Source organism: Streptomyces antibioticus (assembly GCF_002019855.1).
In the GTDB taxonomy this organism is placed as follows: Bacteria; Actinomycetota; Actinomycetes; order Streptomycetales; family Streptomycetaceae; genus Streptomyces; species Streptomyces antibioticus_B.
Genome location: NZ_CM007717.1, coordinates 7756813 through 7782419, shown reverse-complemented (window position 1 = coordinate 7782419; position 25607 = coordinate 7756813). Strand labels below are relative to the sequence as shown.

General features: G+C 73.9%; 24 protein-coding genes. 4 read left to right on the top strand and 20 right to left on the bottom strand.

The window, feature by feature from the left end; all coding sequences use genetic code 11:
* Positions 1 to 29 precede the first annotated feature (29 nt).
* Complete coding sequence (locus AFM16_RS35145; protein WP_078636385.1) at positions 30 to 806, top strand: DeoR/GlpR family DNA-binding transcription regulator; 777 nt, start codon at positions 30 to 32, stop codon at positions 804 to 806.
* Positions 807 to 827: 21 nt separating this feature from the next.
* Here the strand turns inward: AFM16_RS35145 and AFM16_RS35140 are convergent, their stop codons facing one another.
* The 4 genes from AFM16_RS35140 to AFM16_RS35125 form a co-directional block, all read right to left on the bottom strand.
* Positions 828 to 2096, bottom strand: a complete 1269-nt coding sequence (locus AFM16_RS35140; RefSeq protein ID WP_078636384.1) for an NAD(P)/FAD-dependent oxidoreductase — start codon at positions 2094 to 2096, stop codon at positions 828 to 830.
* Positions 2097 to 2179: 83 nt separating this feature from the next.
* Positions 2180 to 2929 carry an anti-sigma factor gene (locus tag AFM16_RS35135; RefSeq protein WP_078636383.1) on the bottom strand — a complete coding sequence of 250 codons (750 nt, stop codon included), beginning with the start codon at positions 2927 to 2929 and terminating at the stop codon, positions 2180 to 2182.
* Positions 2926 to 3492 carry an ECF RNA polymerase sigma factor SigK gene (sigK, locus tag AFM16_RS35130; RefSeq protein ID WP_078636382.1) on the bottom strand — a complete coding sequence of 189 codons (567 nt, stop codon included), beginning with the start codon at positions 3490 to 3492 and terminating at the stop codon, positions 2926 to 2928. The genes AFM16_RS35135 and sigK overlap by 4 nt, the downstream gene beginning before the upstream one ends.
* Before the next feature lie 859 nt (positions 3493 to 4351).
* On the bottom strand, positions 4352 to 4840 hold the full coding sequence (locus AFM16_RS35125) for an ATP-binding protein (RefSeq protein WP_051780229.1): 489 nt from the start codon (positions 4838 to 4840) through the stop codon (positions 4352 to 4354).
* A 185-nt stretch (positions 4841 to 5025) separates the two neighbouring features.
* Between AFM16_RS35125 and AFM16_RS35120 the strand changes: the two genes are divergently transcribed.
* Positions 5026 to 5406 carry a hypothetical protein gene (locus AFM16_RS35120; RefSeq protein ID WP_030782945.1) on the top strand — a complete coding sequence of 127 codons (381 nt, stop codon included), beginning with the start codon at positions 5026 to 5028 and terminating at the stop codon, positions 5404 to 5406.
* Between the two features lie 83 nt (positions 5407 to 5489).
* Here AFM16_RS35120 and AFM16_RS35115 read toward each other — a convergent pair whose 3' ends face one another.
* The 12 genes from AFM16_RS35115 to AFM16_RS35060 form a co-directional block, all read right to left on the bottom strand.
* On the bottom strand, positions 5490 to 7034 hold the full coding sequence (locus AFM16_RS35115; RefSeq protein ID WP_078636381.1) for a pectate lyase family protein: 1545 nt from the start codon (positions 7032 to 7034) through the stop codon (positions 5490 to 5492).
* A 223-nt stretch (positions 7035 to 7257) separates the two neighbouring features.
* Positions 7258 to 7821, bottom strand: a complete 564-nt coding sequence (gene ssuE / locus AFM16_RS35110) for an NADPH-dependent FMN reductase (RefSeq protein ID WP_030782951.1) — start codon at positions 7819 to 7821, stop codon at positions 7258 to 7260.
* A gap of 118 nt (positions 7822 to 7939) precedes the next feature.
* Positions 7940 to 8713, bottom strand: a complete 774-nt coding sequence (locus tag AFM16_RS35105) for an alpha/beta hydrolase (protein WP_078636380.1) — start codon at positions 8711 to 8713, stop codon at positions 7940 to 7942.
* Position 8714: 1 nt separating this feature from the next.
* Complete coding sequence (locus AFM16_RS35100; protein WP_078636379.1) at positions 8715 to 10523, bottom strand: FAD-dependent oxidoreductase; 1809 nt, start codon at positions 10521 to 10523, stop codon at positions 8715 to 8717.
* Between the two features lie 11 nt (positions 10524 to 10534).
* Positions 10535 to 11875, bottom strand: a complete 1341-nt coding sequence (locus AFM16_RS35095; protein ID WP_078636378.1) for an LLM class flavin-dependent oxidoreductase — start codon at positions 11873 to 11875, stop codon at positions 10535 to 10537.
* Between the two features lie 44 nt (positions 11876 to 11919).
* Positions 11920 to 12786, bottom strand: coding sequence for an ATP-binding cassette domain-containing protein (locus AFM16_RS35090; RefSeq protein WP_078636377.1), 867 nt, complete (start codon positions 12784 to 12786; stop codon positions 11920 to 11922).
* Positions 12783 to 13673, bottom strand: coding sequence for an ABC transporter ATP-binding protein (locus AFM16_RS35085; RefSeq protein WP_078636376.1), 891 nt, complete (start codon positions 13671 to 13673; stop codon positions 12783 to 12785). Before AFM16_RS35085 ends, AFM16_RS35090 begins: the two co-directional genes overlap by 4 nt.
* Positions 13670 to 14560 carry an ABC transporter permease gene (locus tag AFM16_RS35080; protein WP_030782968.1) on the bottom strand — a complete coding sequence of 297 codons (891 nt, stop codon included), beginning with the start codon at positions 14558 to 14560 and terminating at the stop codon, positions 13670 to 13672. The genes AFM16_RS35085 and AFM16_RS35080 overlap by 4 nt, the downstream gene beginning before the upstream one ends.
* 3 nt (positions 14561 to 14563) lie before the next feature.
* Positions 14564 to 15592, bottom strand: a complete 1029-nt coding sequence (locus tag AFM16_RS35075) for an ABC transporter permease (protein WP_030782971.1) — start codon at positions 15590 to 15592, stop codon at positions 14564 to 14566.
* A 67-nt stretch (positions 15593 to 15659) separates the two neighbouring features.
* Positions 15660 to 17231 (bottom strand): ABC transporter substrate-binding protein, encoded by a 1572-nt coding sequence (locus AFM16_RS35070; protein WP_078636375.1) that lies wholly within the window; start codon positions 17229 to 17231, stop codon positions 15660 to 15662.
* A 474-nt stretch (positions 17232 to 17705) separates the two neighbouring features.
* Positions 17706 to 18635, bottom strand: coding sequence for a DsbA family oxidoreductase (locus tag AFM16_RS35065; RefSeq protein ID WP_245177878.1), 930 nt, complete (start codon positions 18633 to 18635; stop codon positions 17706 to 17708).
* Positions 18632 to 19063, bottom strand: a complete 432-nt coding sequence (locus AFM16_RS35060) for an RrF2 family transcriptional regulator (RefSeq protein WP_030782980.1) — start codon at positions 19061 to 19063, stop codon at positions 18632 to 18634. The genes AFM16_RS35065 and AFM16_RS35060 overlap by 4 nt, the downstream gene beginning before the upstream one ends.
* 139 nt (positions 19064 to 19202) lie before the next feature.
* Here AFM16_RS35060 and AFM16_RS35055 point away from each other — a divergent pair, with 139 nt between their 5' ends.
* Complete coding sequence (locus AFM16_RS35055; protein ID WP_030782983.1) at positions 19203 to 19709, top strand: cupin domain-containing protein; 507 nt, start codon at positions 19203 to 19205, stop codon at positions 19707 to 19709.
* Positions 19710 to 19720: 11 nt separating this feature from the next.
* Here AFM16_RS35055 and gap read toward each other — a convergent pair whose 3' ends face one another.
* The 3 genes from gap to AFM16_RS35040 all read right to left on the bottom strand — a co-directional run bounded on the left by gap (position 19721) and on the right by AFM16_RS35040 (position 23844).
* Positions 19721 to 20716 carry a type I glyceraldehyde-3-phosphate dehydrogenase gene (gene gap / locus AFM16_RS35050; RefSeq protein WP_078636374.1) on the bottom strand — a complete coding sequence of 332 codons (996 nt, stop codon included), beginning with the start codon at positions 20714 to 20716 and terminating at the stop codon, positions 19721 to 19723.
* Between the two features lie 102 nt (positions 20717 to 20818).
* Entirely contained in the window at positions 20819 to 21802 is a 984-nt protein-coding gene (locus AFM16_RS35045; RefSeq protein ID WP_078636373.1) for a GlxA family transcriptional regulator, read from the bottom strand.
* Positions 21803 to 21831: 29 nt separating this feature from the next.
* A complete protein-coding gene (locus tag AFM16_RS35040) occupies positions 21832 to 23844 on the bottom strand; it encodes a SpoIIE family protein phosphatase (protein WP_370628152.1) in 2013 nt (670 codons plus the stop codon).
* Positions 23845 to 24167: 323 nt separating this feature from the next.
* Here AFM16_RS35040 and AFM16_RS35035 point away from each other — a divergent pair, with 323 nt between their 5' ends.
* Entirely contained in the window at positions 24168 to 24701 is a 534-nt protein-coding gene (locus tag AFM16_RS35035; protein ID WP_051780233.1) for a pectate lyase, read from the top strand.
* 42 nt (positions 24702 to 24743) lie between these two features.
* Here AFM16_RS35035 and AFM16_RS35030 read toward each other — a convergent pair whose 3' ends face one another.
* Positions 24744 to 25601 (bottom strand): DMT family transporter, encoded by an 858-nt coding sequence (locus tag AFM16_RS35030; protein WP_030782999.1) that lies wholly within the window; start codon positions 25599 to 25601, stop codon positions 24744 to 24746.
* Positions 25602 to 25607 lie beyond the last annotated feature (6 nt).

Genomic DNA, 25607 nt, shown 5'->3' with positions numbered 1-25607 from the left:
TTCGATCGCGGGTGGTGTTGAATCACGCCATGGGTAACGCAGACCGTCTGAGCCGGATCAGGGAGGCCGTGCGCGCGACGGGCAGCGCCACGGTCGGCGAGCTGGCCGCCCTCACCGGCGCCTCGGAGATGACCATTCGCCGCGATCTGGACGCCCTCGCCGCCCAGGGGGTGCTCGAACGCGTCCGCGGCGGTGCCCGCAGCACGGTCCTGCGCGGCGAGGAACCCCCTTTCGCGCTGCGCGCGCACGACGGCGTCGAGAGCAAGGCCCTGATCGCGGCGGAGGCCGCGGGTCTGATCGCCGACGGGGAGACGGTGGTCCTGGACAGCGGCACCACCTGTCTGGAGGTCGCCAAGGTGCTGCGCGGCCGCCGGGTGACGGTGATGCCGTTGTCGCTCCAGGCGGTGCACCTGCTCGGCGAGAACCCTGGGCGGACCACGCTCCTGGTGCCGGGCGGCAGGCCCCGGCCGGGGGAAGGCGCCCTCACCGGGCCCCTCACCCTCGCCTCGCTGGCGGCCCTGCGCTTCGACACCGCCGTCATCGGCTGCTGCGGCCTCGCGGCGGACCAGGGGCTGACGGCGTACGACCTCGACGACGCCGTGGTCAAACAGGCGGCCATCGGCTCGGCCCGGCGGGTCGTCGCGGTGGCGGACGGCAGCAAACTCGCCCACACCGCCCATGCGTTCGTCGCTCCCGTGTCGGCGCTGCACACCCTGGTCACCGACGCGTCCGCCCCGCGCGCGGAACTCGCCGCGATCGAGGCGGCGCGGGTGTCGGTCCTGACGGCGGGACCGGCACCCGGCTGACCGGGCGACGGCACCGGGGGGTCAGCGGTGCGCGAGGTCGGCCGCGATCTCCCGGGCCGCCCGCGCCCCCGACGCCAGGGCGCCCTGCACGGATCCGGTCGCCCGGTGGTCACCGCAGACGTACCGCCCGCCGCCCAGCCGGGTCCGCCTGCTCAGCGGCATGCCCGCCGGCATCGCGGGCAGCGCCTGTTCCACCGTGCGCGCGGTGAGGCGGTCCCAGTCGGCGGTGTCGGTCTCGTAGCAGTCGGCGAGCGCCTCGCGCACCGCCCGTTCCCGCCCGGGGGTGTCTCCGCCCAGCACGGAGGTGGCGACCAGCGCGTGGCCCCGGGGTGCGTGGTGCGGGTGCAGTTCGGTCAGGACGCAGGTGTTCAGGAAGCGGCGGCGGGTGTCCGTCACCAGGGTCGGCTCCCGCAGCGGGGAGCGCGGGGCCACGTGGTGGTAGGTGGTGACCGTCCGGTACGGGGGCAGGGCGAGGCCCGGGAGCAGCCGGGCGGTCGTCGCCGGTCCGGCCGCGACGGCCACGGCCCGCGCCGTGACGGTCCGCTCCCCCTCGACGGTCACGCCGTCGCCGGTGAGGGCGGTGACCGGTTCCTCCAGGGCGACCGTGCCGGGCGGCAGCGCGGCGGCCAGCAGCTCGGGCACCGCGCCGATGCCGTCCGCCGGCAGGCAGATCGTGCCGCGGGCCATGCTCCGCCACACCAGGTGGAAGAAGCGGGCGGAGGTCTCCAGGTCCTCCTCCAGGAACACAGCGGACAGGAAGGGCCGGAAGAACCGCTCGACGAAACCGTCCGTGAACCCCGCCGCGCGCAGCGCCCGCCGTGTCCCGGTGTCCCGCCGCCGGGCCGTCAGCGCGGCCGGTGCCAGGGCGTCCCAGGTGGTCAGCGCGGCCAGTGCGGCCAGGTCACGCGGCCCGGCGAGCCCCTCGGCCACCCCGCGCAGCGCGGCCCCGGGGGCGCGGGTGGGGTCGGCGAACCGCAGCCGCCGGTTCCCGGTGTGCACGAGGAAGCCGGGGGTGAAGGCCCGCAGCCGCAGGTTCCGCAGGCGCAGCCGACGCCGTACCTGCGGATAGGCGGTGTTGAAGACCTGGAACCCCCGGTCCACCACGCACCCGTCGACCCGGTCGGTGCGCATCCGGCCGCCGACCCGGTCCCCGGCCTCCAGCACGCGCACGCTCAGCCCGTCCGCGAGCAGGTCGTGCGCGCAGGCCAGGCCCGCGAGCCCGGCGCCGACGACCACGACGTCCCACTCCGTACGGCCGCGGCGCCCGCCGTTCGCTCCGCTCTGTGCCATGTCCCGTGCCTCCCGCGCGGCGTGCTTGCCTCGTACCTTCTCTTCCGGTCTTCGGCCTCCGGCGGATGCGCGGGAGGCCGCGATCAGGTGGTGAGGGGGACGACGCCCAGGGGCTCGCCGGTGGGCTGCGGTGATCCGCCGGCGGGTTCGACCGTGATGCCCACCGCGGCGGCGCCGGCCGGGGAGCCCTCCATGACCCGGCCGTCGACCTCCCCGGTGCCCGGCATCAGGCCGGCCGGGACCAGCTCGCCGGACTCGGCGGCGTACCAGAGTTCGTAGACCTTGCCGCCGGTGAGGGCGGGCAGGCCCTGGGCGGTGAAGACGGCGCGCTCCTCGGAACGGGAGACGACGACGGCCGCGGTGACCCCCTCGGACAGCTCCGCGGTGTGGAGCGTGGCGTCGGGGGCGGTGAGGACGGCGGCGTACGCGGCGCGCGCCGTGTCGGCCCGTTGCTCGGCCCGGTCGGCGCGGGCGCGCGCGTCGTCGGCCTCGCCGTGCTGCCAGACGGCGATCCCGCCGAGGGCGACGGCCAGGGCGGCGCACGCGGCGAGGACCGGCCGCAGGATCCGCCCGGTCCGGGGGCCGGGGAGGCCGCGGACCAGGTCCTGACGGGTGCCGGCGACGGTGCGCAGGGTGCGCTCGCGGGCGTCGGGCGGCATGGGGACGCTCTCGCGCGCGCCCAGGAGCGCGGCGGTCTCCCTGAGGTCCGCGACCTCCCGGCGGCAGGCGTCGCAGGCCGCGAGATGGTTCTCGAAGGCGGCCTCCTCGGCACGGGAGAGGGCGTGCAGGACATACGCCCCGACGGCCGCGTGAGGCTCCTGTCCGGTCGTCATGGGCCGTCCTCCAGGCAGGCCCGCAACTGCCGGAGCCCGGCGCGCATCCGGGACTTCACGGTGCCCTCCGGGGTGGACAGCGCGTCGGCGACCTCGACGTACGTCAGCCCCCGGTAGTAGGCGAGCACCAGCGGCACCCGCTGCTGGCGGGCCAGCTCGGCGAGGCAGCGGTAGAGGCGGCGCTGTTCGTCACGGTCCTGGACGGCCTCGGCGACCTCGTCGAACTCCCGGTCCGCCTCCAGCACCCCGCTGCGCTGCTCCCGGTCGGCGCTCGCCTGGGCGGAACGGACGCGGTCCACGGCCCGGCGGTGGGCGAGGGTGAGGACCCATGCCTTCGCCGTGCCCCGGTCCGGGTCGTAGCGGCCCGCGGTGCGCCAGACCTCGACCATGACGTCCTGGGTCACCTCCTCCGCCTGGGCCGCGTCCCGCAGGATCCGGCAGGCCAGTCCCATGACGGTCCCGGACAGCGCGTCGTAGATCCCGGAGAACGCGTCCTGGTCCCCGCCGGCCACGCGGGCCAGCAGGTCCTCCACGCGTGCGCTGCGCTCGGGGCTGTGCGGCACGCCGTGCTCCCCTCGTGCCTCGTGCCGCGCTCCACCGGCCCGGCCGCGGCTCCCCCTGTCCGAACTTCGATCGTGGCACCGCCGGACGGGCCCCGCACGACGGCCACGAGGGCACACGCGGGACGGGAGGTGCGCACGGCGGGTCCCGGGGTCCGGCGCCCGCAGGTGACACCGCCCGCCAGGCCCTGCACCACGGCCACGAAGGCACACGCGGGACGGGGGCTGCACACTGCGGGTCCCGGGATCCGGCACCCGCAGATGACACCGCCCGCCAGGCCCTGCACCACGGCCACGAGAGCACACGCGGGACGCGGGGTGCCCACGGCCCGTCCCGGGGTCCGGGACCCACAGGTGACACCGCCCGCCGGACCCTGCACCACGGCCACGCCGGCACGCATGCGACGGGGGCGGCCCACCGCCGGCCCCGACCTCCGGAGCCCCCGCACGGCACCTCCCAGCAGGCCCCGCACCACGGCCGCGACGGCACGCGCGCAACGGGGGCGGCCCACCGCCGGTGCCGGGTTCCGGAGTCCCCGCGCGGCACCGCCCGCCGACCGCTGCACGACAGCCGCGACGGCAGGCGCACAGCGGTGGCTGCTCACCGACGGTCCCAAGGGCCCGGGTCCGCTCATGGCACCACCCGGCAGGCCCTGCACCACGGCCGCGACGAGGCGCGCGCGACAACGGCTCCTCACCGCCGGACCCGGCCTCCGGAGTCCCCGCACGGCACCTCCCAGCGGGCCCCGCACCACGGCCGCACCAGCGCGCGCGGTGCTGACCGGCGGTCCGGGGTCCCGGGGTCCGCGCGTGGCACCGCCTGGCAGGCCCCGCACGTCGGCCGCCCCAGCGCGTGCAGTGGTCACGGTCGGTCCCGGGGGCCAGGGTCCGCGCCGGAGCCGGGTTCGCGGCCGGGGCCCTTGTCCTGGGCCGCGTCGAGGAGGACGTGGACGGTCTTGCCGCCGAGGGCCGGGACCAGCCTGATGCGGCCGCCGAGGCCGCGGATGACGTCCATGCCGAGGCCGCCGCGCTCGTCCCCGCGTGCGTCGTGGAGATCGGGGAGATCCTCGCTGTGGTCGGCGACGGCGATGTCCAGCAGGCCGTCCTCCAGCGTGAGCGTCAGCAGGCAGGGGTCCTGGGTGTGCCGCACCGCGTTGGTGACCAGCTCGGACACGACGAGGACCGCGTCCGCCACACGGTCGTCCGGCACCCGGTCGCCGTGCCCGGGATCGACCGGTTCGGTCTCCGTCAGCCAGTCCTCGCTGGCGTGCCGGGCGATGGACGGGGCCTGCCGGGTGTGCGGCAGCTCGACGGCGTACTGGGCGGTACGGGGTGACGTGGTGGTGGACATGAGCGCTCCCTGGAACAGCTCGTCCGGGACGGCTTCGTTTCACCGGGGATTCGTGGCCGCGGCGGCCGTGGATGCCGTTTTCCGGCGTTTTCTCACCTTTTCTTCATCTTGCCTCATCCGCGCCGTGCCCGGCTCCGAATCCCTCGCGTCCGATGCAGCCGAACTCTTCGAGGGAGATGGGTGCGATGACCGCATCCCTGCGAGCGCGCCGCCTGGTGGCGGGCGCCGCGGCGACGGGACTGCTGGGCGGTGGAGCGGCGCTGGGTCTGTCCGGCACGGCCACCGCGGCTCCGGCACCCGCGTCGACCGTCACCAGTGTGGCGACGGTCGGTCACCACCACGACAAGTGCGAGTGGAAGAAGGGCCACTGGGAGAAGGAGTGGGTCAAGGGCCACTGGGAGAAGAAGCGGGTCGTCCACAAGACCTGGCACAAGGGTCACCACGACAAGCACGGCAACTGGCACAAGGGCCACTGGGAGTACAAGGTCACCTACAAGTGGGTCTACGTGCCCGCCCATTGGGAGAAGGTGTGGGTCAAGGGTCACTGGGACTGCAAGCACCGCTGACCGCGAACGGACGGCACCCGGGTGTGGCGCACCCGGGTGCCGTCCCGTGTCGCCTACGTGCAGGGCTCCTACGCGTAGGTCCCTCACGCGTAGGTCTCGAACTCCGCGACCTTCGGCGTGCCCGAGGAGCCCGTGATCTCGAACGTGATCTTGCCGAGCGTGGTGCGCGGGAAGGTGATCGTCCCGGCACCGCCGCCCGAGGCGAGGACGGTCCCGGTGTCGGCGTTCAGCACCCGCCAGGACCCGATGACACCGACGGATCCCGACGCCTCACGAATGACGATCGAGGAGACGGCGGTGGCGGAACCCCACTTGACCGAGACGGAGCCCGTGGCGCCGGCCGGCGACCAGTACGTGGTCAGGTCGCCGTCACGGACGTTGCCGTAACTGGTGCCGCCGGCCTTGCTGGAGCCGTCCGCGCCGGCACCGAGGCTGAGGTTGGTGCCGGTGGGCAGGGTCGGCGTCGCGGTGGGGGTGGCCGTCGGACTGGCCGGGGCGGTCGGGGCCGCGGTGGGCGACTGGGCCGCGCAGTTGCCGTCCGACACCTGAAGTCCCTTGCCCGCGCCCGCCGTTCGGCTCACCACGTCCGGTACGCACGCGGCCGCGTCGAGCGTGTAGGCGTACGGGATCGCGACCGTGGTGTTGGACTGCGGGTCCGGGCCCGCCGGGTTGTTCTCGGTGCCCCGGGCGGACCAGGTCACGTTGTCGAAGACGTTCCCGGCGACCTGCCAGTAGCCCGCCTGGTCGGTGTAGAACGTGCCGAGGACGTCCTTCGACTCCTCGAAGTAGTTGTTGTCGACGCGGGCCTTGGCGCCGGCCCGGGAGTTGATGCCGGACTCGTTCAGACGCACGTAGTGGTTGTTGTACATATGGGCGGTGCCGCCGCGCAGCAGCGGGGTGCGGGAGTCGATGTTCTCGTAGCGGTTGTGGTGGAAGGTGACGTACCCGTTGGAGAGGTCGCTCTCGCTGGAGCCGATGAGCCCGCCCCGGCCGGAGTTGCGCAGGACGCTGTAGGAGAGCGTGACGTAGCGGGTGTCGGCCTTCATGTCGAACAGGCCGTCGTAGCCTTCCGATTCGCCGCCGGACGCCTCCAGGGTGACATGGTCGACCCAGACGTTGTGGACACCGCTTTCCATGCCGATGGCGTCGCCGCCGTTGGAGGTGGGCGAGCCGGACTTCTTCACGTTCCGGACCGTCACGTTGCGGATGACGATGTTGCTCGCCTCGCGGATGTGGATGCCGAGCTGGTCGAAGACGGCCCCGCCGCCCACGCCGATGATCGTGACGTTGCTGATCTGCTTGAGTTCGACGACCCCGGCGGCGGTGTTGCAGCTACTGCCCGACACCTTCGCCGTGTTGGCGTGGTTCACGGTCCCCTCGACCTCGATGGTGAGCGGGGTGTCGGCGGCGGCGCGGGAGCAGAGTGCCTGGTGGATCGCGGTTCCGGTGGTGGCCCGCACGGTCTGCCCGCCCGCTCCGCCGGTGGTGCCGCCGTTCTGGGTCGCATAGCCGGTGGCGGTGCCGGTGGCCGCCGACGCGGCGGGTCCCGACAGCGTCATCCCGACCGCGGTCGCGAGCGCCAGGGCCCCCGACGCGGCGCACAGGCGCAGCGCGAGTCGTGCTCTCATCGTCGTCTCCTCGTCCGTCGTCCGTCGTTCGTCCGTGAACCGTGGGTCCGGGAAGTGCCCCCTCCGCCGGGGCGGAGGGGCGGTGCGAAGGACGGCCGCCGCGGCGACCCGATCCCCCGGGGCGATGTGTGCGCCACAGTGAGGGAAAGCGCTTTCTCCCCGAGAAGATAGGGTCACCGCGAGGGACTGACAAGAGTCTGACCAAGAGTCAGTGCACGGGTGTTCAGGCCGTGGAGGCCAGGGCCACCGCCGGACGGCGGGCGTGGAGCGCGGCGGAGAAGGTGTCCGTGACCCCGGCCAGGGCCTCGGCGGCGGCCGGCGCCACCGTCGCCGTACCGTCCGCGCCGAGCGTGACGTCCTTGTCGACGGTGAACCAGCCCGGCACGATGTGCGCGGCCCCCATCGAGGTGAGCACCGGACGCAGCGCGTAGTCGATGGCCAGGACATGGGCCGTGCTCCCGCCGGTGGCCAGCGGCAGGACGGTCTTGCCGGTCAGGGCGTACTGCGGGAGCAGGTCGAGCAGCGCCTTCAGCAGCCCCGAGTAGGCGGCCTTGTAGACGGGCGTGCCGATGACGATCCCGTCGGCCCGCTCGAACAGGGCCGCCGCCCGGACGATCGCCGGGTGGGCGAAGTCGGCGCCGAGCAGGGCGTCGGCGGGAAGGGTGCGGACGTCCAGCGTGGTCACCTCGTGCCCCTGGAGCCGGAGGCGGTCGTCGAGGTGGCGCAGCAGGCCGGTGGTGCGGGAGGTGGCGGAAGGGCTTCCGGACACGGACAGGACGGCGGGCATGGGCGGGACCTTCCGGTTGCGGATACGGACGCGGAGCGCGGGCGGGGGCGTGGGACGCGGGGCGCCTGCCGCGCGGGGACGACGGGGTGTCAGACGGCCGGTCGGCCGGTACGGGCGCTCACCACGCGCTCGACTCCACCGCGACCAGGGGCCGCAGTTCATTGCGCAGGGTCTCCAGGAACGTGACGACCTCCGCCGCGACCGACCGGTGCTGGAGGTCGTTGAGGACGTCGTGGTGGGCGCCGCGGACCACCGAGAGCCGGGCCTTGGGCAGCGCCTTGGCGAGCCGGGCGAGCGCGGGGTGGTCGGCGAGCGGATCGGCGTCCCCGGCCAGGAGCAGCACGGGTACGGCGATGTCCCCGCCGTAGGCGGCGTCGAGCAGCGCCCCGGGCACGGGTTCGCCGAGGGAGCCGCGGCGGACCTGCTCGTCCCCGGTGAGCGTGCCGCGGTGCGCGGGGCAGGAGGTGCGGGCGTCGAGTTCGTCGTCCCAACCGCCGCCGGTGAAGGCGGTGTCGGGGCCGGGCAGGCCCGCGAGGACGACGGCGTGCGGCCGCCCGGCGGGGAGGAACCGCTCCTCACGGGCGAGCAGCGCGGCGACGGCCGCGGCACCGGAGTCCGCGCCGACCAGGACGACGGGTTCGGCGACGCCCTCCGCACCGGCGGCGCCCGCCACCGCGTCCGCCACGAGCGCGGCGAACCGGGTCAGGGCGCCCTCCGGATCCGCGGCGTCCGGCCGCGGGGCGTCGACCACCCGCACCCGGTAGGCGTCGGCGGCGAGCCGCCGGCCGAACCGCCCGTAGGTCGCCCGGGTCTCCCCCCGCCCCGGCACCACGACGACCGTGCCCCGGACGAGCAGGCCCTCGGGGCCGTGGTGGTCGGTGTACTCGGTCATCTCATACTCCAGCGGAAGACGGGGCGGGTGCGGGCACGGGTTCATGTGCCGGCTCATGGGTGGTGGGGGCCGTGCCGGGGCCGCCGCCGTGGCCGAGCAGGTGGTCGAGTACGGCCGTGGCGCCGGACTCGGGCAGGCGGGTGCCGCGCCAGGCGACGTGCTGGTCGGGGCGGAGGACGACGTAGGGGCTGCCGTACAGGGCGCGGGCGGCCGGGTCGGTGAGGTGGACGACCGTGAACGGCAGGCCGCGGGCGGCGGCCTCGGCGACGAGCGCGTGCTCGACGGTGCGGTCCTCGGTGAGGACGAGCAGGCCGAAGGAGTGGCCGAGCCGGTCGTACAGGGTGCCGCCGCCGGGGTCCACGGGGCCGTCGGGGGCGCGGTGGCCGGGGCGTGGGTCGTCCTCGTACACGTCGGCGCGCCAGGGCCGTTCGGTCTCCCGCTGGCCGGGCTCGTACCAGATGACGGAGGACGCGTCGTAGCGCTCGTCGAAGGCGACGCCCTCGCCGCCGGAGTGGTCGCGGCGCAGCCGGTCGCCGATCTCGGCGCGCCGCCGGGTGGCGTCGGGGCCGAGGTCGGCGTCGTCGGGGATGCCGCCCGCGCGGATCTCGGCGAGGGTGTCCTGGGCGCGCCGTGAGCGGTCCAGGGCGTGGGCGGCGACGCGCCGGTTGTGGGGGCGGCGTTCCTCGTTGTAGGAGTCGAGCAGGGCGGCCGGGGCCTGGCCCGCGAGGACGGCGGCCAGTTTCCAGCCCAGGTTGACGACGTCGCCGATGCCCTCGCCGAGGTTGCCGCCGGGGGTGCGGACGTGGGCGGCGTCGCCGGCCAGGAGGATCCGGCCGCGGCGGAAGGTCCGGGCGATGCGGGTGGCGTGGTAGAAGGTCGTCGCGGAGACCAGTTCGAGGTCGAGGTCGAATCCGAAGGCGGCCCGTCCGACGTCGAGGAGTTCCTTCTCGTCGGGTTCGTGGTCGAGCGGGTAGGGACCGGCGTAGACGCGCCATTCGCGGGTGCTGACGGCGGCGAGGAAGCCGGACGCCCGCTGGTTGACGACGATGTTGGTGGCGCTGGGGGCGGCGCCCACGCGGGCGGAGATGTCGCCGGTGCGCACGATCAGCCGCAGCCGCTTCTCGGTCGCGTACTCGCCCTCGCGGCCGATGCCGGCCAGCCGGCGGGTGGTGCTGCCGCCGCCGTCGGTGCCCAGGACGTAGGCGGCGCGGACGGTACGGACGGTGCCGGTGGTGACGTCGGTGACCTCGGCGTCGACGCCGTCGGCGTCCTCGTGCAGGGCGGTGAGTTCCTGGCCGCCGTGGACGCCGGTGCCGAGTTCGGCGAGGCGCTCCAGGAAGACCTGCTGGAACACGGTCTGCGGGCGGCGCAGTGCCTCGTCGAGGCTGTGCCGGGTGCCGGTGGGCCGGGCGGTGAACGACGGTGCGGGGGTGGGGAGGAGTTCATGGCCGGCCAGGGAGGTGACCAGCCGGATGCCGCGGTGCCATTCCGGTGGGTAGGTCCAGGCGTCGCGGACCCGCTGGAGGAGCTGCCAGCGGCGCAGGTGTTCGACGACGCGCGGGGTGTGGCCCATCGCGCCGGCGCGGACGAGCGTGGCGGTGCGGGCCCGGTCGATCACGGCGGTGCGTACGCCGCGGAGGGTGAGTTCCACGGCGGCGGCGAGGCCGACCGGCCCGGCGCCGACGATCAGGACGTCGACGGCGGCCGGGGGCGGCCCGTAGGGGAAGCGGACGGTGTGGACGTCGCGGCCGCCCGTCGGGGAGAGCGCCGGGGCGGGCGTCGGTGCGGGTGCTGGAGCGGGTGCGGTCATTGGGGCGGCCCTCAGTCGTCCACGAGCTGCGGCTCGCGGGTGTGGCGGTTGGCGGGCACGGGCAGTCCGAGGTTGCCGCGCAGGGTGTCGGAGGCGTACTCGGTGCGGAACAGGCCGCGCTTCTGGAGGATCGGTACGACGCCGTCCACGAAGTACTCCAGTTCCTCCTCGGTGCGGAAGGCCAGGTTGATGCCGTCGAGGGTGTCCGCGCGGAACCAGCGCTCGATGGTGTCGGCGACGGTGTCCGGCGCGCCGACGAACGGGGACTGCCGGAACTGGTTGACGGCCTCGGCGACTTGACGCAGCGTCATGTTCTCCTTGCGGGCCCGCTCGATGAGCTGCGCGGCGCCGGTGCGGCCGCCCTTCTCGGCGAGGTGGGCGACGTCGGGGAAGGGGGCGTCGAGGTCGTGGACACTGAAGTCGTAGGCGCCGAAGGAGCGGCCGAGGAGGGCGAGGTTGCGGTCGAAGTCGTTGTCCTCGTCGAAGATCTCGCGTTCCCGCAGCCGGGCCTTCTCGTCGGTGGAGGCGACGACGGGGCCGCCGTGGATGAAGATCTTGATGTGCTCGGGGTCGCGGCCGTAGGCGGCGGTGCGGCGCTTGATGTCGGCGTAGTACTCCTGGGCCTGTTCCAGGGTGCCGCCGGGTGCGTAGATGCCCTCGGCGACCTGGGCGGCGAGGTCGCGGCCCTCCTCGGAGACGCCGGCCTGGAAGATGACCGGCTGGCCCTGCGGGGAGCGGGAGAGGTTCAGCGGGCCCGCCACCTTGAAGTGCTCGCCCACGTGGTCGAGGGCGTGCAGCTTGGCCGGGTCGAGGAAGACGCCGCGCGCGACGTCGGCGGGGAAGGCGTCGTCCTCGTAGGAGTCCCACAGGCCGCGGGCGACCTGGACGAACTCCAGGGCGCGGCCGTAGCGGGTGGTGTAGTCGAGGTGTTCGTCGAGCCCGAAGTTCTTCGAGGTGCCGGTGTCGAAGCTGGTCACGACGTTCCAGCCGGCCCGGCCGCCGCTGATGTGGTCGAGCGAGGCGAAGCGGCGGGCGAGGTTGAAGGGCGAGTTGTAGGTCGAACTGGCGGTGCCCACCAGGCCGATGTGCCGGGTGTGGGTGGCCACGGCGGAGAGGAGCGTGAGGGGTTCGAGGCGGTTGAGGTAGTGCGCCGGGTAGGTGGCGTTGATGAACTGGCTGTCGACGATGAACAGGGCGTCGAACAGGGCGTGTTCGGCGGCCTGGGCGAGGCGGATGTAGTAGTCGATGTCGATGCTGGAGTTCTTCGCGACCCGGGGGTCCTTCCACAGACCGTGCTGGCCGGGGCCGCCGACGCCGTAGGGGTGGAGGGCGAGGTGGAGGGTGCGGGGCATGGGTGGTCCTATTCTGTCGTGGCGGGGGGGGTGTGTTGGGCGGGTCAGACGTGCAACAGGGCTCGTAGGGCGTCGCGTTCGGCACGGTCGGAGCGGGTGCCGTGCAGGGTGGGCGCGGAGCTGAGAAGCAGCCGGGTGTAGGGGTGTCGCGGGCGGTTGACGACGTCGGCGGTGGCGCCGTCCTCGACCAGCTCGCCCTGGTAGAGGACGGCGATGCGGTCGGCGATCCCGGCGACGGATCCGAGGTCGTGGGAGATGAAGACCAGGGCCACGCCGTCGGCGCGGAGTTCCTTGAGGATCTCCAGGATCTGGACGCGGTTGGCGGAGTCGAGGGCGCTGACGGGTTCGTCGAGGATGACCAGCCGGGGCTCGGTGACCAGGGCGCGGGCGACGGCGACACGCTGCCGCTGACCGCCGGAGAGTTCACCGGGCAGCCGTTCGAGGAGATCCTCGGTGAGACGGACCCGGGGCAGGAACGCCCGGGCCCGCTCGACCGCCTCGGCATGCGGCACGCCCTGGACGAGCAGGGGTTCGGTGAGCGACTCGACGACGGTGAGATCGGGGTCGAGACTGCGCAGCGGGTCCTGGAAGACGTACTGGAGGACACCCTTGCGGCGCAGCGCCCGCCACTGACGCCTTCGATAGCCGGTGACGTCATGCCCGCCGACGACGACGGACCCGGCCGACACCCCCACCAGACCGAGCGCGGCACGCGCGAGCGTGGACTTGCCGGACCCGGTCTCACCGATGATGCCTACGGTCTCCCCGGGCGCGACGCTGAGGGTGACCCCGCGGAGCGCGGCGCGGCGGCCGTAGTGCACGTCCAGGCCGGTGATTTCCAGTACGGGTGCGGCCGGCGTGGGTGCGGGTGGCGTGGGTGCGGCCGGCGCGGGTGCGGGTGGCGTGGTCACGCCTCCTCCTTGGGGGTGCGGAACTTTTCCAGGCCGTACTGCTCGTGTTCGGCGATCAGGAGGCGGGTGTAGGGGTGGCGCGGGGCGTGGAGGACGGAGCGGGTCGGGCCCTGTTCGACGACCTCGCCCTGGCGCATGACGAGGACCTCGTCGCAAAGCTGGGCGACGACGGCGAGGTCGTGCGAGACGACGACCAGCGCGAGGCCGGTGCGTTCACGGAGGTCGTCGAGGAGGTCGAGGATCTCGGCCTGGACGGTGACGTCGAGCGCGGTGGTGGCCTCGTCGGCGATCAGGATCTGCGGGTCGGCGGCCACGGCGGCGGCGATCAGGACGCGTTGAAGCATGCCGCCGGAGAGTTCGAACGGGTACTGGCCGTAGACGAGTTCGGGTTCGCGCAGATGGACCGCGCGCAGCAGGTCGAGGGCGCGCTGCCGGGCGGGGCGCCGCCCCAGTCCCTTCTTCACGCGGACGACCTCGGCGATCTGCGGGCCGACGCGCAGGGAGGGGTTGAGGTAGGAGGCGGGGTCCTGGAAGACGGCGCTGATGGTGGCGCCGCGCAGCTCGGTCCACTGCCGGGGGGTGAGCGTGTCGATCGGGGTGCCGCCGATCTCGACCGTGCCGGCGCTCACCTCGAAGTGGGGCGGCAGGATGCCCAGGGTGGCGCGGCAGGTGAGGGTCTTGCCGCTGCCGGACTCGCCGACGATGCCGACCGCGCGGCCCGGGGTGAGGTCGAAGCTGACGCCGTGCACGATCTCGCGGCCGCCGGCCCGGTCGGTGATCCGGACGTCGCGTACGGACAGGACGGGGGAGGCCGGGGGCGCGGGCTCCGGAGCGGCTGTGGGCAGCGCGGTCGGGGCCGGGGCTGTTTTCGAGGTCAGGGGGGTCACGCGGCACCTCCGGAGGGGGCGGGGCCTGCCTGGTCGCGGCGCCGGGCGCGGGCCTTGCGGTCGTTGACGAGGGCACGGCCCGCCTCGCCGGAGACGTCGCGGATGGCGTCGGCCAGCAGGTTGGCCGCCCACACCGTGGCCATGATCAGCAGGGCGGGGACGAGCGGGGCCCAGGGGCGGTGGCTGAGGTAGCCGAGGTCGGAGGCGAGGAGTCCGCCCCAGGTGGGGGCGGGGGGTTGGACGCCGATCCCGAGGAAGGTGAGGCTGGAGACGATGACGAAGCCGACGCCGACGGTCTGGGCGAACGCGACGGCGACCGGCGGCAGGACCTTGCCCCAGACGTGGCGGCGGACGATCCAGCCGACGGAGGCGCCGGAGACGAGCGCCGCCTCGACGTACGGGGAGCGGGCGACGGCCAGGGTGGCGGCGCGGGCCACCCGGTAGAACAGCGGTGAGACCAGGACGCCGGTGACCAGCATGGCCTGGGTGAGGCCGTTGCCGAGCAGGGCGATGACGGCGACCGCGAACAGCAGGAACGGCAGGGCGACCAGGGTGTCCGTCAGCCGGAGCGTGATCCATTCGAAGACCCGGCCGAGGTGGACGGAGAGGATGCCGGGGACCGCTCCGACGAGCAGCGCGGTGAGGGCGACCTCCAGCGAGCCGAGGACGCTGACGCGGGAGCCGTCGAGGAGGCGGCTGAGGACGTCACGGCCGAGGTAGTCGGTGCCGAGCCAGTGGGCGCCGGAGAGCGGGGCGAGGGTGGTGTCGCTGGTGGCGAGGGGGTCCTGCGGGGCGAGCAGCGGGCCGAGGAGGGCGAGCAGGGCGATGACGGCGAGGACCGCCACCGCGATCCGCCCGGAGGTGAGGGAGAGGACGCGGCGCACCATGGTTCACACTCCCCGTCGGGCGGCCGGCATGACGCGGGCCAGCACCAGGTTGACGATCAGGTTGAAGGAGACGACCAGCACGATCGAGACGACCAGGACGCCTTGGACGGCGGGGACGTCACCGGCCTGGGCGGCGTCGTTGGCGAACCGTCCGAAGCCCTGGAGGCCGAAGATCCACTCGGTGACGACGGAGGCGCCGACCAGCGCGGGGAACTTCAGTCCGAGGGTGGCGAGGGCGGGGCCGAGGCCGTTGCGCAGCACGTGCCGGAAGAAGATCCGGCGCGGTCCGAGCCCCCGGACGACGGCGCCGGTCACATAGTTCTCGCGGTAGGCGGCGACGAGGCTGGAGCGGAGCTGGCGGGCGACGTCGGCGACGACGTCGAAGCTGAGCGCCACCGCCGGGAGGGTGATGTGGGCGAGCCAGGGGCCGAACCCCTGCTCGGCGGGGACGTATCCGGCCGACGGGAAGAGGCCGAGGCCGACGGCGAACACGGCGACCAGCACGATACCGACCACGAACGCCGGCATCACCGAGATGACGGTGACGAAGCCGGTGATCGCGCGGTCGACCCAGGTGGTGCGGCGCAGGGCGGCGACGGTGCCGAGGACGAAGCCGACGACGACGCCGATGACCAGGGCGAAGGTCGCCACCGACAGGCTGACGCCGAGGCCCAGGCCGATGAGGGTGGAGATGTCGGCGCCGTTGGTCCAGCTCGTGCCGAGCTGTCCGTGCAGGACGCCGGAGAACCAGTCGCCGTACTGGACCAGGAAGGGCCGGTCGAGGCCCCATTCGGCCTCGATCCTGGCGATGGCCTCGGGGGTGGCGTCCTCGCCGAGCTGGATCCTGGCCGGGCTGAGTCCGCTGAGGGAGCGCAGTGCGAACGTCACGAACGTGGCGACCAGAAAGACCGGTATGAAGATCGCAACGGATCGGGCCAGGGTCGCCAGGACGCGGAGCGAGGTGCGCCGCGTCCTGGCCGCCACGACCCCGCGACGTCGGACAGGCGGGGCCTGTGCCTCGGTCGTCGTCATGGGTTGCCCCTTGTCTGTAGTGGAAGGGCCTGTGGTGGGAGGGCCTGTCGTGGGAGCCGGGCGGGTGTCAGTTGCCGCCGGAGATGGTCACTCCGGTCCAGTCGATGTGCGCGGGGTTCTTCGGCAGGTCGGAGATGTTCTTGCTCTTGGCGATGAGGTTGGGCGAGGAGTAGGTGAAGACGAGCGCCTTGCTCTCCAGGCCGGCCCGGGTCGCGGACCGCAGGACCTCGGTGTAGTCCGGGGCGTCGAGCGGGGTCTGACGGACCTTGGCGACGGCGGCCTCGAAACCGGCGGGCTCGTAGGGGGAGCTGAGGTTCAGCGGGCCGTTGGGGCCGAAGTGGGCGGTGAGGGTCTGCACCGCGGAGTCCCGGCCGGTGGTGCCGTAGAGGGAGAAGGTGAGGTTCTTGGCGAAGAACGGCGTCGCCCAGTTCTTGTCGATCTTGATGGTGACGGTGATGCCGACCTTGGCGAGCTGCGACTGCACGATCTCGGCCTGCGGATCCTCCGCGGGGATGACCAGGTCGAGCTTGATGTCGCCGGACTCGTGTCCGGCCTCGGCGAGCAGCTTCTTGGCCTTCTCGGGGTCGTAGGCGTAGGTGTCGGCCGACTTGGGGTCGTAGGCCACGTACCCCTTGGGGAAGGGCTGGTCGGTGGCCTCGCCGTAGCCGAACGTCAGCTTGTCCACGAACTCCTGACGGTTGATCGCGTGGCGTACGGCGTCCACCACCCGGTCGTCGTCGAAGGGCGCCTTGTTGATGTTCAGGCTGAGGTTGGAGGCGTTGAACCCGGGCTGGACGAAGACGTCGAGGCCGGCCTTCTTGGCGGCGTCGGCCTGGCTGGGGTCGATGTCGGCGAAGTTGTAGACGCCGGTCTGGAGTCCGGAGACGACGGTGGAGGCGTCGGGGGCGGAGGTGAGTTCGACGTTGTCGATGTGGATGTTGTCCGCGTCCCAGTAGTCCGGGTTCTTCTTGAGGACCGCCTTGGTGCCCGGCACGAGCTGGGTGACGACGAACGGGCCCGCGCCGACCGGGTTGCGGTCCAGTTCGGTGGGCGACTTCGCCGCCTTGGGGCTGGCGATCTGGAGCACGCGCTGACCGAGGAGCTGGGGTATCTGGTAGTCGACCTGGGTCAGGCTGATCACCGCGTCCAGGCCGTCGGCCGTCACGGACTTGATGGACGTCAGGTCGCCGAAGAGCGCGGAGTTCTTCTGCTTCTGGGCGCGTTCCACGGCCGCCTTGACGGCCTGCGCGTCGACGGGCTCGCCGTCGCTGAACTTCAGGCCGGAGCGGAGGTGGAAGGTGATCTGGTCGCCCTTGTCGTTGTACTCCCAGCTCTCGGCCAGGTCGGGCACGGCGTTGCCCTTCTCGTCGGTGCGGGTCAACGAGGCGTACACCAGGGCGAGTTCACGGAACTGGGCACCGCTGCCGGAGACGACCGGGTCCCAGTGGGAGGGGAAGTAGGACGACGTCCACTTCAGGGTGGAGCCGCCGGCGGAGGCCGAGGCCCCGTCGCCGCAGGCGCTCAGCGCGGCGACCAGCACGGTGGCGAGGCCGGCGCTCAGGGCCGCGGTGCGCAGCCGGCGGGCGCGAGCGGGTCGGACGGTCGGTGCGGCGGGACGGGGCGTGAGGCGTGCGGACATCTCGTTCTCTCTTCGAGGGCTCCGACCCGTGCGGGGCTCGCGGGATCGGCGGCGGGGACGGTCCGTCCGCACGGCGCGCACCGCCGTCCGGCCGCCGCGGGCAGGCCGGGCACGCACACGGGGGTGCGGCGCGGCCCGGTCAGGGCGCGGGACGTCGGAGGGCGCGACGGGAGAGGGACCGTGAAGCGGCGGTGGAACGCGGGGAACGCGTCGGACGGGGCGCGAGCGGCGGGCGCGGCGGGAAGCCTGCGGGCCGGTGCCGGCCGAGGGGCCGGGCGCCCGGAGAGCCGGGGCGGCGGTCGGTCAGCGACAGAGGGCGCTACAGGTGCGCCGCAGATCCACGTAGCGGCACACCACGCCGGGGTGCGTCGTGAGCATGCTGCACATCCTGCGGGCAGCCGTCACCGGCTGTCAATGGACACCAAAAGGTGTCTCATTCGGTGGGACGGCGACTAACGCCAGGTCAGAGCCGGGTCAGGGCGCGGACGGTGGCCGCGAGGGGGCGGCGGGGTGCACCGCGGCCTCCGCCGGGTGCAGCCACAACGGGCCGTTCCCGGTGGGGATCCGCGGGGTGCCGGCCGGGGGCCACGGCCCGTCGGCCAGCAGCCGGGCCTCCGCCTCGGTCAGGGTCCGGTGGCGGGCCAGCGCCTCGGCCGGGGCGAGCGGCGCGGGTGTCACGAGGAGGCCCGGGCACAGGGCGTCGACGGCGGCGGCGTACTCCTCGTACGTCCGCCAGCCGGGCACCGCGCGGTACGCGCCCGGTACCCGCACCAGCAGGGTCGGCAGGGCGTAGCGGTGGCCGTCGTCGGTCTCCTTGGCGGTGCCGGCGTGCGGGGAGCCGCTCTGCGCAGCCAGCACCTCGCGCACCGGCCGCCGCGCCTCGGCCCGGTCGGCGCGCACCCGCTCCCGTACGGCGGGTGACGCGGCGTCGGCCGCCAGCCGTGGCAGGTCCAGGCCGGGCACGCCCCGTACCGCGGCGAGGGCCCGTTCGGGGGTGTCGGCGGGGTCGCCCAGCACGAACACCGTCTCGCGCAGCCGGCGCAGCACCCGGTCGGCCACCTGCGCGCCCTGGTGTTCGGCGGCCTTGGCGACCAGCGAGGCGGGCCAGGAGCTCGCGGCGACCCGGTCCAGCCGGGCCGCGCGCGGCGCCCCGGTGTGCGCGGTGATCTCCTCGACGTACCGGGCGTACCAGGCGGTCTCGGCGGCGGGGTCGGGCGCGGGGTCGTCGTCCTCGTCGAAGAGGATGCAGAACACCCGACGCCATCGCGCCCGTCCGTCCAAGGCCGCCCGCAACCGCCGGAACACGGGCTCCGAACCCCAGGCCCAGGGGCACAACGGGTCGGTGTACTCGACGACTTCGGGCAGCCCGCCGGCCGATGACAGGGCGCCTCGCGGGGCCGTCACGCGGCTCCCTGGCCGGCCAGGGGCTCGATGTCCGCCGGGAGGAGGGAGGCGAGGGTCACTCCGCCGAGGACCGCCGCCGCGTCCGCCTCGACGCGGCGCCAGATGCCCGGGAGGCCGGTCGCGGGGCCCGGGTAGGCGAGGGTGTCCAGCGGTTCGCCGCGCAGGGTGATCAGGTCGCCGTCAACCGCGCGGGCGACATCGAGGAGGGTGATCTCGCCGGCGGGCCGGCCGAGCCAGTACCCGCCCTCGCAGCCGCGCCGGCTGCGGACGAGTCCGGCCCTGCGCAGTTCGCCCACCACGGACTTCAGAAACCGGAACGGAATCTGCTGGGCGGAGGCGATGGCCTCGCAACTGAGCGGGCGGGAGGGTTCGCGGGCGAGCTCCAGAAGGGCCCGCGCGGCGTAGTCCGCCTTCGCGGAGATATGCATGCCCACATCATGCCTGACGGGCGGCCCGGCCGAGGGGTCTCCATGGGTTCTCCCCCAACGTTGCGGGAACATTGCCGCAGGTGAACCGTAATGGACACCTCTTGACATCCTTTTCAGGGGCGACCTAGCGTCCGGGCTCATGAGCGAGCCGTTGACTGCCCCCGGTGAAGGCTTCCACCCCCATCTGCACGACGTGTCCGGGCCGTCGGCGACCCCCCTGCGCGCCCGGCTGCACCACGTCCGCGCCGACGCCCTGGACGGCGACACCGCCCAGACCGGCGGCATGCGCCGGTTCGCCGCCGTCAGCGGACGGACCGTCGGGTCCGAGAAGCTGTGGATGGGCCAGACCCATGTCGCGCCCGCCACCTCGTCCTCCGACCACCACCACGGCGAGTCGGAGACGGCGATCTACATCGTCAGCGGACACCCGGAGTTCGTGTTCCTCGACGACTCCGGCGAGCGCCCGGAGGAGATACGGCTGCGCACCTCCCCCGGCGACTACATCTTCGTCCCGCCGTTCGTCCCGCACCGCGAGGAGAACCCCGACCCGGCCGAGGAGGCCGTCGTGGTCATCGCCCGCAGCACCCAGGAGGCGATCGTGGTCAACCTGCCCGGGCTGTACGCGCTGCCGGCCGAAGAGGCCTGACGGCGGCCCGGTCAGCGGGCGAGCAGTTCCAGCGTGTCGATGACACGGTTGGAGAAGCCCCACTCGTTGTCGTACCAGGCGACCACCTTGACGTGGCGGCCGTCGACGCGGGTCAGCTCCGAGTCGAAGATCGAGGAGGCGGGGTTGCCGGTGATGTCGGACGACACGAGCGCGTCCTCGGAGTACTCCAGGACACCGGCGAGGGGGCCCTCGGCCGCGGTGCGGTAGGCCGCCAGCACGTCCTCGCGGGTCACGTCACGGGCGACGGTCGTGTTCAGCTCGACGATGGAGCCGACCGGCACGGGCACCCGGATCGAGTCGCCGGACAGCTTGCCGTCGAGGTTGGGCAGCACCAGGCCGATCGCCTTGGCGGCGCCGGTCGTGGTCGGCACGATGTTGACGCCGGCGGCGCGGGCGCGGCGCGGGTCGCGGTGCGGGCCGTCCTGGAGGTTCTGCTCCTGGGTGTAGGCGTGCACGGTCGTCATGAAGCCGTGCTCGATGCCGGCGAGGTCGTCGAGGACCTTGGCCAGCGGGGCGAGCGCGTTGGTCGTGCAGGACGCGTTCGAGACGATCGTGTGCAGCTCGGCGTCGTAGGCGTCGGTGTTCACGCCGTACGCGAGGGTGACGTCCGCACCGTCGGAGGGCGCGCTGACGAGCACCTTCTTCGCACCCGCGTCGAGGTGGGCGCGGGCGGCCTTGGCGGAGGTGAAGCGGCCGGTCGCCTCCAGCACCAGGTCGACGCCCAGCTCGGCCCAGGGAAGCTGCGCGGGCTCCCGCTCGGCGAGCACCTTGATCCGGTGGCCGTCGACGACCAGGGCGCCGTCCTCGACGGTGACCGGGCGGCCCAGCCGGCCGGACGTGGAGTCGAAGGCGAGGAGGCGCGCGAGGGCGGCGGGCTCGGTCAGGTCGTTGACGGCGACGACCTCGAGGGTCGTGTCGCGCTCCAGGAGCGCGCGCAGCACGTTGCGTCCGATGCGGCCGAATCCGTTGATGGCGATGCGAGTCATGAATGGTGTCCCTTCCGTTCGCCACCAAGCCTCGCGCGCCGCGCCCGTCCGTGGCCGAGGCGTGAGCGCCATGGTTCGCAAGGATCTCGCCAGGCCGCGCTGCTAGGCACCTTGGGTGAAGGTGCGCCGGTACTCGCTCGGGGTGGTCCCGAGGATCTGCTGGAAGTGCAGCCGCAGATTGGCGCCCGTGCCGAGGCCGACGTCGCCCGCGATCTGCTCCACGCCGCGTTCGGAGCGTTCGAGCAGCTCACGGGCGCGGTCGATGCGGGCGCGCATCACCCACTGCATCGGGGTGTAGCCGGTGTCCTCCACGAACCGGCGGGAGAAGGTGCGCGGGGAGACCGCGGCGTGCCGGGCGAGGGTCTCCAGGGTGAGGGGTTCGTCCAGCCGGTGCAGGGCCCATTCGCGGGTGGCGGCGAACCGTTCGCCGAGCGGTTCGGGCACGCTGCGCGGCACGTACTGGGCCTGCCCGCCGCTGCGGTAGGGGGCGGCGACCAGCCGCCGGGCCGCGTGGTTGGAGGCGGCCACGCCGAGGTCGCCGCGCAGGATGTGCAGACAGAGGTCGATCCCGGAGGCGGCGCCGGCCGAGGTCAGGACGCTGCCCTCGTCCACGAACAGGACGTTCTCGTCGACCTGGACCAGCGGGTGCCGGGCCGCCAGGGCGCGGGCGTAGTGCCAGTGCGTGGTGGCGCGCCGCCCGTCCAGCAGCCCGGTGGCGGCGAGCGCGAAGGCGCCCGTGGAGATGGCGGCGAGCCGGGCGCCCCGGGTGTGCGCGGCGAGCAGCGCGTCGACGACCGGGCGCGGCGGGTCCTCGCGGTCCGGGAAGCGGTAGCCGGGGATGAAGACGACATCGGCCCAGCTCAGCGCGTCCAGCCCGTGCGCCACGTGGTACGAGAGTCCGTCGCCGCCGGTGACCAGGCCGGGCGCGGCGCCGCACACCCGGACCTCGTACGGCATGCTCGCGCGGGTCGTGAACACCTGCGCCGGGATGCCGACGTCGAGGGGTTTCGCGCCTTCCAGCACCAGGACGGCGACGCGCCGCAGCCGGGCGGAGGGAGAAGGGGGCGGGGTCGAGGTCGGCGGCACGGCGACCAGGTTACGGCGGGGCGGGGCGGTCAGCCCGGGGCGCCGCTCGGGTGGCCGTTCTGGGGCCTGGCCATGAGGACCGCGACGTCGTCCTGCGCGGCGTGCGGCAGCATGCGGGCGATGACGCCGTCGCAGAGGGCCGCGAGCGAGGTCTCGGGGGTGCGCAGGGCCTGGGCGAGCTGTCGCAGCCCCTGGTCGAGGTCCCGGTCGCGGGCCTCGATGAGCCCGTCGGTGTAGAGGACCATCAGGCTGCCCGGCGGCAGATGGACCTCCTCGGTGCGGAACTCGTGGCCGCCGGTGCCCAGCGGGGTGCCGGGCGGGCCGTCGAGGAAGACGACCGCGCCGGACGGGGTCAGGACGGCGGGCGGCGGATGCCCGGCCCGGGCGATCCGGCAGGCGCCGGTGGCGGGGTCGAACACGGCGTAGACGCAGGTCGCCATCTCGTCCTCGCCCATGTCGGCCACGACGGCGTCCAGGGAGGCGAGCAGATGGGCGGGGTGCACCTCGTGCCGGGCGAGGGTGCGCACGGCCGCGCGGAGCTGGCCCATGACGGCGGCGGCGTGGATGCCGTGGCCCATGACGTCGCCGATGACGAGTCCGGTGCGGCCGTCGGGCAGCGCGATGACGTCGTACCAGTCGCCGCCGACGTCGTGGGCGCTGGCGGGCAGGTAGCGGCCGGTGAGTTCGAGGCCGGGGACGGTGGGCAGGGCACTGTTGGTCAGACTGCGCTGGAGGGTGAAGGCGGCGGTGCGCTGCCGGGTGTACATCAGGGCGTTGTCGATGTTCAGGGCGGCGCGGGCCGCGAGTTCGTCGATGAGGACGCAGTCCTGCTCGTCGAAGGCTTCCCGGCTGCGCAGCCGGGTCACGAAGACCGCGCCGAGCACCCTGCCGCGGGCGACGAGCGGGATCAGCCGGGCCGAGCCGAGCGTCATCAGGTAGGCGCGGAGCTGGTCGGCGCGGGGGTCGGTGACCAGGGCGGGGACGTCGGAGCGGTACAGGTTGACGGGCCGTCCGCCGGCGATGACCCGCTCGAAGAAGGAGCCGGGCGGGATGTGGGAGGTCATGCCCGGCTGGAGTTTCGCCGTGGGGGCGGCGGGGTCGGGGAAGAGGGCGGCCATCCGGCGCAGCACGCCGCGGGTGGAGGGCGAGGGCTCGTCGGGGTCCATGACCTCTTCGAGCAGTTGGACGTCGGCGGAGTCGGCGAGCTGGGGCACCAGCATCGCCACGATCTCCTCGGAGGTCTGCCGCAGGTCCAGGGTGGTGCCGATGCGGGTGCCGGCCTCGGCGAGCAGGGCGAAGCGGCGCCGGGCGCGTTCGGCCTCGGCCTCGGCCCGCTGGCTCTCGGTGATGTCGATGAGGGAGGCGATCAGGCCGAGGGTGCGGCCGGCGCCGTCGACCAGCGGGGCGTAGGAGCAGGACCAGGTGCGGTCGCGGTGCGGGTCGGAGGCGGTGCGGCCGGTGCGGCGGACGTCGACGACGGCGATGCCCCGGTCGAGCACCTCGCGCATGGTGGCCTCCAGGGCCGTGGCGTTGACGCCGGGCACGACCTCGGTGAGCCGTCTGCCGACGTGGGCGGCGGCGGAGACGCCGTTCATCCGGGCGAGCGCGTCGTTGACCCGCAGGAAGCGCAGATCGGTGCCGAGCGTGGCCAGGCCGATGGGTGACTGGCTGAAGAGGCTCTCCAGGGCCGCCAGGGAGTCCCGCATCCGCAGCACCTGGGAGGTCTCCACGGCGACCAGCAGGGCGCCGGGCCGTCCCCGGGCGTCGGAGGCGGGGACGATCCACATCTCCATGGTGACCTGGTGGCCCTCGCGGTGCCGCACGGAGAGGGTGCCGACGACGGTCTCCCCGGCGTGGACGCGGCGGGTGAGCTGGTCGGCGAGTTCCCGGCGGCCCTCGGGGACCAGCAGGGTGGCGGCGGGCCGGTCGAGGACGTCCTCCGGACGGTGCCCGAGGAGGTCCTGGGCGGCGAGCGACCATTCGACGACGCGTCCGTCCGCGTCCTCCCGCCAGAGCGCGATCGGCAGCAGCTCGCGCAGCACGCCCGCGTAACCGACGGCCGCCAGGGGCTGCTTCGGTTCGTGGTGCGCCGTCCGGTGAGCATTCAACGTACGACCTAACCGCCGGATGATTTCATACGAAAACACCATATACGGCGCGCGGACGCGGGGAGACGCCTCGCGCCGTCGCCACCCGCGGGAGAACGGCCGCCGTGTGCGGGAAGGCGGTCGCCGACCGCCCGCCTTCCCGCACCGACGTAGGACCCGCTTGCCCCCGCGCTCCCCGTTCAGTCCTGCCGCGTGAACACCCGCGCCCGTGGACCCGTATGCCTTCGTGACGGACCAGGGAAAGGCGCGGTGACCACGTGACGCTTCACTCCTCCTCCGGCCGCCCGGGCCATCGCGGGCGCCAGGGCCGGACGCCGTTCATCGCCGCCGTCGCGGCCGGGGTGCTCGGTGTGACGATCGCGGCGCAGGCGGCGATGGCCACGGACGCGCGGTCGACGGCCGGTACGGTGGCGGTCGCGGAGACCCGGCTGACCGGGACACAGCAGGTCAGCGGCGTCTTCGACGGCGGGCAGGCCCGTTTCACGGGGGCGGGCGCGCTGGACGGGCCGGACCGGGCGCCGCTGTTCGAACTCGCCGACGGCGCCGTCCTGAAGAACGTGATCATCGGCGCCCCGGCGGCTGACGGCGTCCACTGTCTGGGCAGTTGCACCCTGGAGAACGTGTTCTGGGAGGACGCCGGGGACGACGCGGCGACCTTCCTCGGCGCGTCCGAGGCCGCCACGTACGTCGTGCGGGGCGGCGGCGCCCCCGAGGCGGCGGACCGGGTGTTCCGGGTGCGGGGCGCGGGCACGCTGACCGTCCGGGACTTCGAGGTGTCGGGGAGTCGATAGAGCGACAAGGCCGCAGAACGACAGAGCCGCGTCGGCGCCCGCTCAGCGCACGATGTCCGCGAGCCGTGGCACCACGCGCGTGAGCCGCAGCACGCCCCACAGGATCAGCAGCGCCCCCGCCGCCTGGGGCAGCAGCCACCAGCCGGTGCGGATGGTCTCCTCGAACAGCACGACGCCGAGCAGCAGGCTGACCGCCGCGTCGCCGATGGTCAGCGCGGGCTGGGAGGCGACCAGGGGGCCGGCCTGGAGCGCGTTCTCCAGCAGGAGCAGCGCGGCGATGCCGGTGAGGGCGAAGCCGTAGGTCTGCCAGGCGGTGAGGAAGGCGGGCAGTCCGCCGTCGGTGAGGTGCCCGGTGGCGGACTTCATGAGGGCGGCGGTCAGGGCGTTGCCGATCGCGGCGCCGGCCGCGAGCACGGCGGCGCGCAGCAGGGGTGAGGTGGAGGAGCGGGTCAGGGCGACGGCCGCCGCCATCGCTCCGAGCGTGCACGCGAGGACGGGGATCCAGCGGTCCATGGCGGCCTGGTCCCGGGTGCCCGCGGGGGCGGCCGCCGCGAGCAGCAGGGCCAGTCCGGCCACCACGGTCGCGATCGCCCACCAGGCGGCGGCCGGCAGGCGGCGCCCCATCAGGGGGACGGCGAGCAGCAGCGCGAAGGGCAGTTCCAGGATGAACAGGGGCTGCACGAACGCCATCGGCCCGTTGACCAGGGCCAGCGCCTGGAACACGGCGGCGCCCGTCACTCCGGCGATCCCGATGGCCCAGGCGGGCCGCCGCACCAGGTCCCGGAGCAGCCGGAGGCCGCCGCCCCGGGGCACGGTGGCGGCGGCCTTGCGCTGGAAGGCCGTGCCCAGCGCGTTGCTGAAGGCTCCCAGGACGGCGAAGAGCAGGGCGAGCGCGATCATGCGTCC

Excerpts from the sequence above, each read along its gene's own strand:
- AFM16_RS35145 (WP_078636385.1), top strand. The coding sequence starts at position 30 with ATGGGTAACGCAGACCGTCTGAGCCGGATCAGGGAGGCCGTGCGCGCG.
- AFM16_RS35140 (WP_078636384.1), bottom strand. The coding sequence starts at position 2,096 with ATGGCACAGAGCGGAGCGAACGGCGGGCGCCGCGGCCGTACGGAGTGG.
- AFM16_RS35135 (WP_078636383.1), bottom strand. The coding sequence starts at position 2,929 with ATGACGACCGGACAGGAGCCTCACGCGGCCGTCGGGGCGTATGTCCTG.
- AFM16_RS35125 (WP_051780229.1), bottom strand. The coding sequence starts at position 4,840 with ATGTCCACCACCACGTCACCCCGTACCGCCCAGTACGCCGTCGAGCTG.
- AFM16_RS35120 (WP_030782945.1), top strand. The coding sequence starts at position 5,026 with ATGACCGCATCCCTGCGAGCGCGCCGCCTGGTGGCGGGCGCCGCGGCG.
- AFM16_RS35115 (WP_078636381.1), bottom strand. The coding sequence starts at position 7,034 with ATGAGAGCACGACTCGCGCTGCGCCTGTGCGCCGCGTCGGGGGCCCTG.
- ssuE (WP_030782951.1), bottom strand. The coding sequence starts at position 7,821 with ATGCCCGCCGTCCTGTCCGTGTCCGGAAGCCCTTCCGCCACCTCCCGC.
- AFM16_RS35105 (WP_078636380.1), bottom strand. The coding sequence starts at position 8,713 with ATGACCGAGTACACCGACCACCACGGCCCCGAGGGCCTGCTCGTCCGG.
- AFM16_RS35100 (WP_078636379.1), bottom strand. The coding sequence starts at position 10,523 with ATGACCGCACCCGCTCCAGCACCCGCACCGACGCCCGCCCCGGCGCTC.
- AFM16_RS35095 (WP_078636378.1), bottom strand. The coding sequence starts at position 11,875 with ATGCCCCGCACCCTCCACCTCGCCCTCCACCCCTACGGCGTCGGCGGC.
- AFM16_RS35080 (WP_030782968.1), bottom strand. The coding sequence starts at position 14,560 with ATGGTGCGCCGCGTCCTCTCCCTCACCTCCGGGCGGATCGCGGTGGCG.
- AFM16_RS35075 (WP_030782971.1), bottom strand. The coding sequence starts at position 15,592 with ATGACGACGACCGAGGCACAGGCCCCGCCTGTCCGACGTCGCGGGGTC.
- AFM16_RS35070 (WP_078636375.1), bottom strand. The coding sequence starts at position 17,231 with ATGTCCGCACGCCTCACGCCCCGTCCCGCCGCACCGACCGTCCGACCC.
- AFM16_RS35060 (WP_030782980.1), bottom strand. The coding sequence starts at position 19,063 with ATGCATATCTCCGCGAAGGCGGACTACGCCGCGCGGGCCCTTCTGGAG.
- AFM16_RS35055 (WP_030782983.1), top strand. The coding sequence starts at position 19,203 with ATGAGCGAGCCGTTGACTGCCCCCGGTGAAGGCTTCCACCCCCATCTG.
- gap (WP_078636374.1), bottom strand. The coding sequence starts at position 20,716 with ATGACTCGCATCGCCATCAACGGATTCGGCCGCATCGGACGCAACGTG.
- AFM16_RS35030 (WP_030782999.1), bottom strand. The coding sequence starts at position 25,601 with ATGATCGCGCTCGCCCTGCTCTTCGCCGTCCTGGGAGCCTTCAGCAAC.